This window comes from Streptomyces marokkonensis, assembly GCF_008312835.1.
Taxonomy (GTDB): domain Bacteria; phylum Actinomycetota; class Actinomycetes; order Streptomycetales; family Streptomycetaceae; genus Streptomyces; species Streptomyces marokkonensis_A.
In genome coordinates this window covers 151707-163476 of the sequence record NZ_VSKS01000019.1, presented here as the reverse complement: position 1 = coordinate 163476, position 11770 = coordinate 151707, and the positions used below count along the sequence as shown (strand labels likewise).

Sequence of the window (11770 nt, the reverse complement as noted above, 5' to 3'; positions counted from 1 at the left end):
TTGGGCGCGGCGTAGAAGGCGCAGAACTTGCACGCCGTGACGCACACGTTCGTGTAGTTGATGTTCCGCTCGATGATGTACGTCGCGATGTGCTCGGTCCCGGCGTACCGGCGCCTGCGGACCGCGTCGGCGGCGGCGCCCAGCGCGTGCAGCGGGGCGTCCCGGTAGAGGTCGAGGGCCTCCTCGGGGGTGATCCGTCCACCGGCGGCGGCACGGTCGAGGACGGGCTGAAGGTCGGCCTTCTCGGTCACCGGCGTCCCTTTCGTCAGGGGTGTGGACGGTCTGCGGACGGACCGATCCAGCGTACGTCAGCGGCATCCGGCGGCTGACGTCAGGCCGCGTACGCGCCGATCAGCAGGCCGGCGAAGGCGCCGCCGATCAGGAACGGGCCGAACGGGATGGCCGTCTTGCGTCCCGCCCGCCGCGCGACGACCAGCGCACCCCCGTACAGCGCCCCGAGGAGGAACCCGGCGAGCGTGCCGAGCATCACGGTCGGCCAGCCGTACCAGCCGAGGACGGCGCCCGCGCCGAGCGCCAGCTTCACATCGCCGAAGCCCATGCCGCCGGGGTTGATGAGGAACAGCACGAAGTAGCCGGCGCCGAGCGCGAGCGCGCCCAGCAGGGCCGTCGTCCACTCCCCCGCGTGCTCGGGGACGAGCGCGGCCGGGCCGAGCAGGGCGAGGGCGGCCCCGGCGAAGGGCAGGGTGAGCGGGTCGGGCAGCCGCTGCACCCGGAAGTCGACCACCGCGAGCAGCACGCCGACGGGCGCGAGCAGCAGCCACACCGCCAGCTCGGGCCGGGTCCCGGTGGCCGCGGCGAGGGCGGCGCAGACCAGGGCGGTGACGACGGCGGGAGCGGTGCCCGGCCCGTACGGCGGTCCCGCGCACGGTCCGCACCGCGCGGGGCCGAGCCAGCCGTTCACCGGATGACCCGCCGGGCACGCCGCGCGCCACTCCTCCCCCGACGGGGCGGAGAACCGGTAGGCCGCGCGGGGCAGCACCGCGCCGGCCGCCGCGCCCCACAGCGCGGCGACGGCGATCAGCGAGACGTACAGGCCGTCGCTCATCGCGCCGGGCCGCTCAGCCGGCCGCCGCGACGGCGTCGCGCCAGGTCGGCAGCAGCTCGTCGAGCAGCGCCTCGGTGCGCGGCGGCAGCCCGCGGGCGCCGCTGCGGCCGATCAGGTCGGCGGCGAGGGCGGTGAGCCGCTCCAGGTCGTCGAGGGCGTGGGTGGCGCGCAGCAGCTCGTTCCACAGCCGCTCGTCGGCCGGGGCGGTGCGCAGCGCGGCGTCGATCGCCTCGATGGCCTTCTCCGCGCGGTTCTTCTCCATGTGGAACTCGGCGAGCGCGAGCCCGGTGTCCGCGACGAGCAGCGGGAGCTGGGCGTCGACGATCTCGTGGGTGAGCCAGCGGTAGCGGCCCTCGGGCCGGCCGGCGAGCAGCGGCCCGCGCACCAGCACCAGCGCGTCGGTGAGCAGCCGGCCGCGCACGGCCCGGCTGTCGACGCCCCTGCCCTGGGTGGCCTCGTGGTACAGGGACCGCAGCACGTCCAGGTCGGAGACGACGGACCGGGCGAGGGTGAGCCGCCCCGTGTCGTCCGTGCCGAGGCGGGGTGTGCCGTCGGGGTCGGTGCCGAGCCAGGCGCGCAGCCGCTCCACGAGCGCCTCGCGCACGTCGTCGGTGACGCCGCGCGGCCACAGGGCGGAGGACAGCACGCGCGGGTGCACGCCCTCGCGGTGCAGGAGCAGCAGCGCGAGCGCCTCGTGGAGCAGTGCGCTGCGCTCGTCGTCCGGGGTGTCGAGACCGATGATCTCGTACGGCCCGACCATGCGCGCGTACACGGCGGGCCGGCCCTGTTCGCTGATGTCGACGAGGAACGGCGGCGTGTGGTCCGGTCCGTCGGGGCCGCGCTCGGGGTCGGCCTGGACGAACAGCTCGACGACCGCCCGCTGCTGGGCGGCGGGCAGGAGCTGGGCGTCGAGTTCGAGGCCGAGGAGGGGGGCGAGCAGGCGGCCGTCGCCGGTGATCTCCATCTCCCAGGCGGCGCCCGGAAGTTCGCCGCTGCCGGTGCCGACGAGGTAGCCGATGCCGAGCCGGCCTGCGTCCGCGGCGAGTTCGGCGAGCGTGACGGCGTCCTCGGCGGACGGCTCGGCGGCGAGCAGGACCAGGTGCGGGGCCCAACGGGTGTGCCGGGCGGGCCCGGTGCGTCCGGTGAGCACGGAGTCGTGCCCGGCCGCGCCCAGGGCACCCCGCCGCTGCCGCGTCTCGGCCTCCATGGTCTCGATCAGCGCCTCGACGTCGTCGAGGTGGCGCAGCCGGCTGGGCGCGAGGGGGGTCAGGTCGGCACCGAATCCGACGAGGGTGATGGTCATGCGGTCGGACCAGCCGTTGGTGGCCAGTTCGGCGGCGACGGAGGCGAACACGGCGGCGCGGTCGGCCTCGTCGCCGCGCAGGGTGACGAGGCCGGGAACGGACTCCAGGTTGAGCAGCAGCCGGGAGCCGTCCATCGTGCCGAGGCTGACGAGGCCCGGGTAGGGGGCGGCGGTGTCGCTGTCCTCGTACTGCTCGGCGTCGTCCTTGGCGAGCACCCAGAACGTCTCGTCCTGCCCGAGCTGCCAGGGCGTCGGCGGCTTGCCGGACGGCTGGGCGAGCTGGAGGTGCAGGTCGCCGTTGCCGAACCAGGCCGCGTAGACGGTGGGCAGCGGCCGGGAGTCCGCGGCGAGGGACGCGGCGAGCCCGCGCAGCGACCGGTCGAGCAGCCGTACGCCCTCGGGGTCGGCGCCGACCAGCAGCGCGTCCTGCACGTCCAGGGCGTCCCCGGCCGGCGTGGGCGGCTCCATCCCGCGCCGTCCGCCGATGCCGGCGATCGCCGACTGCCACAGCGCCTGCCGGCGCCGGTGCCCGAGGGCGCCGAGGAGGCCGGCGGCGAGAAGGGGCGCGGCGAGGAGCGCTTCGGGCAGACCGAAGGCGGAGGAGTCGTGGGCGGGGGTGGCGTGCTGCCGCTCCCGCTGGTGACCGGCGTTGCCGTTCGCGGGCGCGGGGGCGGGCCGCTGCTCGGGCACGGAGACGTCGGCGGCACCGCTGCCGCCACCGCCCTGTGCGTGGTCCCCGGTCCGGGCGTAGTCGTGGATCTGCTGCCGCACCTCGGGCGAGACCTCGGGCGCCTCGTCGGGCATCTCCACGAGCTCGCCGCCACGCGCGTCGGCGGGCATTTCCATGATCCAGCCGGGCCGGATCAGGCTGGCCTCGGACAGCCGGGAACCGTCGGGCTGGGCGCGGTCCTTGTTGAGCTCGAAGATCTCCTTGTACCGGCGGCCGTCTCCGAGGTGCCGCTCGGCGACCTCCCAGAGGGAGTCGTGGTGCCGGCCCTCGGGCGGCTGGATCCGGTAGAACTTCGTGTCGCCGCGCTGCTTGGCGCCGCTGCCCGCCGCTTCGGCGTGCGACGCCTGCTCGGCGAGGGCGGCCGCGGCACCGGCGGCCTGCTCCTGCTGCTGGGCGAAGAGGCCGGGGGTCTGCTGGGCGGCGGCCGCGGCGGGCCGCTGGTTGCCGTCGAGGCTCTGCCCGAGCTGGCTCAGCCCGGGAGTGAAGCTCGCCGCGGTCGCGCTCACGAGCAGCAGGGCGGCGACGAGTTGACGGGCGAGCAGCTGACTGGGCCCGGCCCCTGGCACCCGCCCCGGCACACCGACGCCCGACAGCGCGGCCTTCATCTCCACGAGCACACAGGCGGTGAACTGCGCCCAGGCGAGCCAGACGACGAAGGTGAGGATGCCCAGGAACGTCGAGACGGAGATGTCCTGCTTGAGCCACTCCATCGGCTCGAAGGTGTCCGGGAACGGCCGGCCCGCGGTCACGGCCAGCGCGAACGGCACACCGACGACCAGCGCGAGCAGCGCCACGAAGGCGAGGAACGCCTTGACGACGTCCCCGAACGACCGCCGCCGCACCCGCACCGGCTGCGGCGTCCGGTTCCGGGGGGTGGCGGAGCCCGCGTCCGTCGAGGTTGACGAGCTGGAACTGCGGCGTCGCGACATGGCGGGTGTCCTGGATCGTGGGAGGAGGGCCTACTGGGACTACGGAGATCCTATTGACTCCCATGGCCGCAGTCGAAGGTCTCCTCCCATGGCCGCAGTCGAAGGCCTCCTCCCGCCGCGACGTCCCCGACGGCACGACGCGGCGGGGGCGGGCCGGGGCCCGCACGCCCGACGGGCCCCGGACACAGCGCACGGCTGCGTCCGGGGCCCGTCCTCACCGCTGCTCGGCGCGCGCCGGCCGTGCGGCTCAGACCATCGTGGTGTGCGCGTGGCCGTTCACCGCGGCGGCACCGGGCGTCACCGAGGCGCCGAGACCGGCGCAGACGGAGAGCGGGCCGGCCTCCACGTGGAGACCCGCGCCGGCGGCACCGGCGGACGCGGTGACGGCGAGGCCGGCCGCGACGTCGACGCCACCGGCGAGGCCGCCGGACACCTGGTCCAGGTCCGCGTCGGAGAGCTCGGCAGTGTCGACCTGGGGGACGAGGTTCATGTCAGGTCTTTCCCTTCATTGCAGCGAATCAGAGCGGCGAGGCCCGCCCGAGATCCGGAGTTGGGGGAATCCGTGCACGTCACCGGGGAGCCGCTCACCGATCCAAGCACGCGGCCGAACGGCCGGCCAGCGACGCACGGTCGACGCGCACTCCCGCGGCACCGCCGCGTCCACGAGTGTGGGGATGCGGTCACGGAATCGGCCTCCGCCTTCACGCAACCCACCGGCCACGGGAGCCTGCCGGTGACACACCCAGCACGCCGGGACCGATCCGCGCGCTCCGTCCCTTTCCCGTGCGGCCCCGCGGTGAACGTCGTGCAGGTCCGTGGAAGGTTCGGCGACGGCGCCGGCCGCGGCCTCAGCCGACCTCGTTCTCGGCCACCGCCTGCCCGTGCACCACCACGTCCCCGCCGTAGAACATGCCCGTGAAGACCGGCGCGTACGTCAACTGCACGTCGACCTCCACCGCTTCGGCACTGGCCGCCACGCAGTGCGTCGCCGCGATGTCCGGGCCGGACATGCCCATCTCGCGGGCGAAGGCCTTCACCCGGGCGTCGCAGTTCTCGTAGTTGATCGGCGCCGGGCCGCCCTCGTTGTCGTAGAGGGCCTCGCGGTCGATGTCCTGGGCGGCGTAACGGGCGGCCTGTTCCGCGATGTCGGCGGCGCGTTCCCGTTTCGAGACGGACATGCCGCCGTCGATGACGAAGGCCGTCAGGGACAGGAAGACGAGGGCGAAGACGATGACCGCGCCGGCGCCCGAGCCGCGGTCGTCCAGCCGCGTGCGGCGGTCCCACAGCAGGCTCCGCATACGTGCCGCTCTCACGCCGTCCTCCGGTACGGGTCCAGCGGGGAGCTGAAGCTCGCGGTCAGGGTCGTGGGGACGTCCAGGCCCAGCATGGCGAGGCCCCGGACCTCGCAGCTCACCTCGACCGTGAAGATGGTGTCCGGCTCGAAGCCCTGGCTGGTCTGTACGACGGTCACCGGACCCGAGCAGACGTCCGCGAGGTTCGCCTCGGCCGCCGCCCTCGCCTCGGCCATCGCCGTGGCGTGGTCCTTCTGGATCGAGCCGGCGCGGGCCGCGTCGCGCGCCGCGCCGTCCAGCGCGCCGCGTCCGTCCACCAGTTGCCCGAAGGCCACCAGGACCAGGATGAACAGGATCATCACCGGCGCGAGGACGACCACCTCGACGGTGGACAGTCCCCGGTCGTCGTGCGACCGCGCCCGTCCGCGGAAGACGGAGAGGTCCATCTAGTTCTCCCCCTCCTGCACGAACCGCTCCACCGGCCCCATCGACTGCGCGTGCACCGTCAGGTCAAGGCCGGGGAACACCGTCGGGACGCGTGCCGTGATCTCCACGCCCACCGTGTTCTGCTCCGGCTGGAGCATCGTCACGTCGGGAGCCAGCACCAGCTGCGGGCCCAGCTGCCGGATGTAGCTGTCCACCACGTCCCGCGCCTCACCCCGCCAGCCGCCCGGCTGGTCGTGCGCGGTCGCACGCGCCTTGCGCGCGCCCGCCTGCGCCGCCGCCTGGGCGACGTGATCGGCGAAGAAGTACAGCGCGAACTGCACCGTCGCGAAGATCATGAAGAAGAGTACGGGCGTGAGCAGCACGAACTCGATCGCGGTCATGCCGGACTCGCCGCGGGCGGAGGCGGCCTCCACCCTTCGGCGTACCCAGCGACGTACACGCACCGGCATCCCCGTGGACGTTGAGAAGGTGTGGGTGGTCAGCAGGTCTTGCCCGCGTCCGCGCCCTTGATGCAGTCGCCGACCTTGTTGGCGCCGTCGCTCAGCGCGGTGTTGATGATGGCGGCCACGACGCCGACGATCGCCACGACGACCGCCGAGATGATGACCCACTCCACCGCGGAGGCACCGCGGTCCAGTTCGCCGGAGCGGGCACGCTCCACGCGCCCGCGCACGAAGGTGACCAGGAAGTCCACGGCGGGGATGCCGGTGTGGAAGGTACGTCCGTTCATGACGCGTTGTCCTCTCGAATTCGGTTCACGGAAGCTCTGACGTACGGCTCGGGGGTCACGGTTCTCACACCTGGAACACCCGCATCGCCGCCGGGAAGATCAGGAACACGAGGAACCCCGCGCACAGCAGCAGCTGCGCCACGAGCATCGACTGGGACTTCTCACCCGCGCTGCCCTCGATCTCGGCGAGTTCGCGGTGCCGCATGGTCTCGGCGCGGGAGGCGAGGGACTCGCGCACCTTCGCACCGTCGTCCGCGACGAGCGCCAGGGACGCGGAGAGGTCCTTCAGCTCCTCCACGCCCAGCTCCTCCCCCAGCTGACCCAGCGCCTGCCACTGGCTGAGGCCGGTGATCCGGGCGTCGGCGAGGGCGTTGCGGATGCGCCGTGTCGCCCAGCCGTCGGACACCTCGGCCGCCGCCATCAGCGCCTCCGGCAGACCCCGGCCGCCGGCCAGGCTCATCGACACCAGGTCCAGGTACGCGCCGATGACCCGGCGCAGGTCGCGCCGCTTCTCGGCGGCGTCCCGGCGGACCTCCAGGTCGGGCAGGAAGAAGAACAGCGCCGCGCACACCAGGGCCAGCCACACCGGAACGACCGGGCTCTCGCTGAACCCGAGCTGCCAGACGATGGCGAACAGGAACGGACCGAAGAACAGGCCCGTCACGGCCAGCAGCACCTTCGTCGCCAGGAACTTCTCCCAGCTGCGCTCCAGTACCGCCAGGTCCGCGCGCAGGCTGCGCTGCTCCCATCCCTGCTGCAGATAGAACTCGGCGACGCGCGAACCCACTTCGGCCCTCAGAGAGCCCAGGCGGCCGGTGTCCCGCGGCGCGCGTGCCGACTCGTACGCCGTTCCGCGCGCCCGCATCGCGTCGATCCGGGCGACCTGGGAGATCGCGCTGCGCCTGGTGGGCATCAACGCGCGGACCAGGACGTAGATCCCCAGTCCGATGACCGCGCCGACGACCACCGGCATCGTCAGTTCGCCGTTCACCGGCGTACCCCCTCGTCCTGCTGGAGCGGCGCCTGCGGCCGGTCCGCCGCGGCGCCGGGGGTGCGCGGCCGCACGAACTGCACCGCCGGCTCGTCGCGCACCAGGAAGCGTTCGGGCGTCTCGATGGTGGACAGCTTCCGCAGCCACCAGAAACCGAGGGCGAACAGGCTGCAGACACAGGCGAGTACGAGCTGCCCCACCGCGGTGCCGTACGGCTCGACGAAGTCCCGGTTGAAGATGGACAGTCCGAGTACGAACGCGATCGACACGGCGACGACGATCTGCACCGAGCGCCGGGTGGAGGCGCGCTGCGCCATCACGCGCTGCCGCATGTCGACCTCCTCGCGCGCCGACTTGGCGAGCGCGCCGAGGACCTGCCGCAGACCGGGTCCGCGCAGCCGGGCGTTGAGGATGAGCGCGGCGACGATGATGTCGGCGGAGGCGTCGTCGATCTCGTCGGCGAGGTGCTGGAGCGCCTCGGGCAGCGGGGTGCGGGCGCGCAGCCGGTCGACGAGCGCGTCGAGGTGCGGGCGCAGCACGGGCGCCGCGGCGCGCGCGGAGGCCGGGATGGCCTGCTCCAGGCCCACCGCGCCGGCGATGGTGTCGCGCAGCGACTCCGTCCAGGAGGCCAGCGCCTCCACGCGCCGCATCGCGGCCCGTTCCTCCCCGGCCCCGCCGAAGAGCCGGTCCCAGAAGAAGACGAGGACGGCGGCGGCGACACCGGCCACCGCCCAGCGGGTCAGCAGCAGCACGACGAGGCCGACGATCGCGGCGAGGGAGCCGCGCTGCCCGGCGAACCGGATCAGCTCGTTCGCCCGCTCGCTCGCCTTCTGCTTCTCGTGCTCGGGCCTGGCGGGCAGCCCCCGTACGGCGACGATCAGCAGTGCCAGTCCGCCGCCGACGGCGACACCGCAGGCGAGCGCGTACAGGACCGTGGTGGAGAACAGCCCGCCCATGGAGCCGAGCGAGCCGAACGCGGCGAGGTCGGTGGTCGCGGGGTTCATCGCCTCACCCCCACGTTCCGCTGGGCCGGTAGCCGTAGGCCATCAGTTCCTCCAGGCAGGCTATGGGGGCGTGCGGCACGACCCGGCCGTCGGGAGTCTCGGCGAACACCTCGCTGGACAGCACCCGGCCGTCGACGCCGTTGACCTCGCGGACGGAGGTGACCATGCGCTGCAGGCGGCCGCCGCTCTGGTATTCGTTGCGCCGCTGGATGAAGACGACGAAGTTCACCGCGCCGGCGATCAGCATCTGGCTGGCCTCGATGGGCAGCCGTTCCGTCGCCTGCAGGGCGTAGGTGGAGATGCGGTTGAACACCTCGCTGGAGCTGTTGGCGTGGATCGTGGACAGCGAGCCGTCGTTGCCCTGGGACATCGCGTTCAGCATGGTCACGATCTCGTCGCCGAGCACCTCACCGACGATGACGCGGGAGGGGTTCATGCGCAGCGAGCGGCGCACCAGCTCCGCCATCGAGATGGCGCCCTGCCCCTCGGAGTTGGGCAGCCGCTCCTCGAACGCCACGACGTTGGGGTGGAGGTCGGGAAAGGTGTCGAGCCCGAGCTCGAGGGCCCGCTCCACGGTGATGAGCCGCTCCTGGGGCGGGATCTCGTTGGCGAGGGCGCGCAGCAGCGTGGTCTTTCCGGCGTTCGTCGCGCCCGCGATCATGATGTTCCTGCGGGCCCGGACCGCGCAGGCGAGGAAGTGGCCGAGTTCGGGCGTCAGCGTCCCGTTGCCGACGAGGTCGGAGATGAACACCTTGCCCATGCGGGCCCGGCGGATGGACAGCGCGGGCCGCCGCGCCACGTCCATCACGGCCGACAGACGTGAACCGTCCGGCAGCCGCAGGTCGAGCTGGGGGTTGGCGGAGTCGAAGGGCCGGGACGACAGTCCGGAGTACGCGCCCAGCACCTGGATCAGCTCGATGAGCTCCTCGTCCGTCTCGGCGACGGGCTCGCCCCGCACCTCGCGCCCGTCCGAGTAGCCGACGAACACCTGGTCGCAGCCGTTGATGTCGATGTTCTCGACCTCGGGGTCGTCGAGCAGCGGCTGGAGGCGGCCGACACCGAACAGCGCCGCGTGCACGGCGGCCGCGTACTGCTCCTCGGTCTCGGCGTCCAGCGGCGTGCGTCCCGCGTTGATCTCGGCGCGGGCGTGCTCCTCCAGGATCTGGGCTATGACGGCACGGGCGTACTGCCGCTCGTCCTCGGTGGACATCGGCGTGACGCCGTTGACCTGGTCGAGGCGGCGCTGTTCGGCGATCCGGTCGCCGGCGTCCTGACGGAACCGCTTGACCAGCTGATGGTCGACAGCGGTCATCGCCCGGCCCCGTGGCCCTGGGGCGCCTGCCGGTCCTGGGCGGCCCAGGCGGCCCCGTACTGCTGGTACACGTCGGCGGTCACCTTGCGCGCGGAGCGGATCAGCAGCGACTTGTCGAGCCGCCCGCGCCTGCGCCCGGCCAGCTGCTCGGCGCCGGCCGGGTCGTCGGCGAGGGTGCCGACCACCCGGGCGCCGGTCTGCGCGTGCACGAGCATGTCGTTGACCTGGGAGGCGAGCTTGGCGGCGTTGCCCGTGTCGGCGACGAGGACGACGCCGATCACCGGGTTGCCGAGGCTCGCCGCACCGCGCGGCCCCCCGTGCAGCTTGGCGGCGAGCGTGGCGGCCCGGTCGCGCACGCGGGCGAGCGCCTCCGGCTCGGTGCGCGAGACGAGCAGCAGGAGGGAGGCGTGCGGGAACAGCTCCACGGCCGGGGTGTCCCCGCTGATCCGCCCGCAGTCGGCGATGACGTCGGCGGGCGCGTGCGGGGAGTCGGCGAGCGAGGCGAAGGCGTGCCCGAGCGTCGGCCACAGCCCGGCGAGCCCGGCGGCCTGCTCGGCGATCCCGAGCCCGACGAGCACTTCGAGACCGCCGCTCAACGGCTGGACGTGGTCCCAGAGCTGGTCGGGGACGAGTCCGCGGCGCGCGGTCGCGGCGATGGACAGCATCCCGGTGTTCGGGTTGAGCGGCCCGCCGTGCGCGGCGGCACTGCGGTAGACGAGGTCACCGCCCGCCGGGTCGGTCTCGGCGAGCAGCACCCGCCGCGGCCAGACCGCCGCGAGGGCGACGGCCGCGGTGGTGACGCCGGGGGAACCCTTGTCGGCGGCGAGGGCGATGAGGGCCATGGCTTGTCGGCTGCCTTCTAGTTGCCGGGAATCAGTACGACGGCGACCTCACCGGCGGACGCGGCCTGGGTCAGCGCAGCGGCCTGGGAGGCCTGCACGGTCAGCTCGACCGGAAGGCTGGTGCTGCTCACGACGTCGTCGCTGCTCCGCTTGACGTCGGCGACCACGGCACGCTCGACGAGCAGGGAGTTGCCCGCACCCGCGGAGCCGGCTTCCTCGTCACCGTCACCGGTGGCGCGGCCGCCGACGCGGTACACGGCGACATGGTCACCGGCCTTGATGTTGGGCGGGTACTGGCCGTCCTTGAGGGAGACACCGACGGTCGCCTCGCCCTGCTCGAGACCGCTGCTCTTGGCGAACATCTCCCCGACGAGCACGGTGCCCTTGTACAGGGTCGACTTCGCCTGGAGCTTCATGAGGCCGTGCCGCTGTTCCCAGGGGACGAAGTTGGCGCTGGAGTCCTCGTTCACCATCACGGAGGTGATCTTGCCGTCCGTGATGGCCTCGCCCGCCGGGACGGTGTCCGTGAGCTTGATGACCTCGATCCGCTCCCCCGCCCGCAGCACGAGTGTCGTGACGCCCAGCGCGCCGACGAGGATCAGCAGCACCGCGAGCGCGGCCAGCGCCGGTTTGCGCTCGCGAGGCGGAGTGGGAAGCCGGTCACCGACCGCCGGTCCGGCCGGCGCCGCGGAACGGCCGGCGCCCGCCCCCGCACGCTCTTGGATCTTCACGCAACCGCTCCCCGTACACCCAAGACGATGTCTGCCAAGTTCCCTGAAATTCCGGACACTTCATCCCCGTCCGCTCGCACGCAGACATGCGGGACGCGCCGGACTTACCGGCCCGGCCTGGGCGGATATCCAAAGCCGAGGTGAGTGTCAAGCCATCGCACCGTATCAGCCACGCATAAGCCCCTCAAGGCGGAACGGACCTCACGCGCCCCACCCCGCACACCGTTGCAGTCTTGCAATTCAACTGTTGAACAACCCAGTTGGGACAAGCAGCTCACCTGTGCGCGAGTGAACGGCCACAGCGCGGGCCGGCCGGGAGACCTGATCGAGCGATGGTGGCGGCAAGGGCCCGCGGGTCGACTGCCACCCGAGGGTGTGAACACGGCGGCCCGA

The 11770-nt window shown here is 73.1% G+C and carries 12 protein-coding genes and 1 pseudogene; all 13 read right to left on the bottom strand.

Features of this window, described 5'->3' with window-relative positions; all coding sequences use genetic code 11:
* Positions 1-251, bottom strand: a pseudogene (locus tag F1615_RS28030) (dehypoxanthine futalosine cyclase); the annotation flags it as partial.
* Between the two features lie 80 nt (positions 252-331).
* Positions 332-1066 carry a prepilin peptidase gene (locus F1615_RS28025; RefSeq protein WP_149551829.1) on the bottom strand — a complete coding sequence of 245 codons (735 nt, stop codon included), beginning with the start codon at positions 1064-1066 and terminating at the stop codon, positions 332-334.
* Between the two features lie 13 nt (positions 1067-1079).
* Positions 1080-4028 carry a BTAD domain-containing putative transcriptional regulator gene (locus F1615_RS28020; protein ID WP_149551828.1) on the bottom strand — a complete coding sequence of 983 codons (2949 nt, stop codon included), beginning with the start codon at positions 4026-4028 and terminating at the stop codon, positions 1080-1082.
* A gap of 247 nt (positions 4029-4275) precedes the next feature.
* Positions 4276-4518: a hypothetical protein gene (locus F1615_RS28015; protein ID WP_149551827.1), complete on the bottom strand. Its 243-nt coding sequence runs from the start codon at positions 4516-4518 to the stop codon at positions 4276-4278.
* 358 nt (positions 4519-4876) lie between these two features.
* A complete protein-coding gene (locus tag F1615_RS28010) occupies positions 4877-5326 on the bottom strand; it encodes a Tad domain-containing protein (RefSeq protein ID WP_149551841.1) in 450 nt (149 codons plus the stop codon).
* A gap of 11 nt (positions 5327-5337) precedes the next feature.
* Positions 5338-5766 (bottom strand): TadE/TadG family type IV pilus assembly protein, encoded by a 429-nt coding sequence (locus F1615_RS28005; protein WP_149551826.1) that lies wholly within the window; start codon positions 5764-5766, stop codon positions 5338-5340.
* The gene (locus tag F1615_RS28000; protein WP_149551825.1) at positions 5767-6216 is read right to left on the bottom strand and encodes a TadE family protein; all 450 of its coding nucleotides are present in this window, start codon (positions 6214-6216) and stop codon (positions 5767-5769) included.
* A 29-nt stretch (positions 6217-6245) separates the two neighbouring features.
* A complete protein-coding gene (locus tag F1615_RS27995; RefSeq protein ID WP_149551824.1) occupies positions 6246-6497 on the bottom strand; it encodes a hypothetical protein in 252 nt (83 codons plus the stop codon).
* 64 nt (positions 6498-6561) lie between these two features.
* The gene (locus tag F1615_RS27990) at positions 6562-7470 is read right to left on the bottom strand and encodes a type II secretion system F family protein (RefSeq protein ID WP_149551840.1); all 909 of its coding nucleotides are present in this window, start codon (positions 7468-7470) and stop codon (positions 6562-6564) included.
* 14 nt (positions 7471-7484) lie between these two features.
* Entirely contained in the window at positions 7485-8492 is a 1008-nt protein-coding gene (locus F1615_RS27985; RefSeq protein ID WP_149551823.1) for a type II secretion system F family protein, read from the bottom strand.
* A gap of 4 nt (positions 8493-8496) precedes the next feature.
* Positions 8497-9804 carry a CpaF family protein gene (locus tag F1615_RS27980; RefSeq protein ID WP_149551822.1) on the bottom strand — a complete coding sequence of 436 codons (1308 nt, stop codon included), beginning with the start codon at positions 9802-9804 and terminating at the stop codon, positions 8497-8499.
* The gene (locus F1615_RS27975; RefSeq protein WP_149551821.1) at positions 9801-10646 is read right to left on the bottom strand and encodes a hypothetical protein; all 846 of its coding nucleotides are present in this window, start codon (positions 10644-10646) and stop codon (positions 9801-9803) included. The genes F1615_RS27980 and F1615_RS27975 overlap by 4 nt, the downstream gene beginning before the upstream one ends.
* 17 nt (positions 10647-10663) lie before the next feature.
* On the bottom strand, positions 10664-11377 hold the full coding sequence (locus F1615_RS27970) for a hypothetical protein (RefSeq protein WP_149551820.1): 714 nt from the start codon (positions 11375-11377) through the stop codon (positions 10664-10666).
* Between the last annotated feature and the right edge of the window lie 393 nt (positions 11378-11770).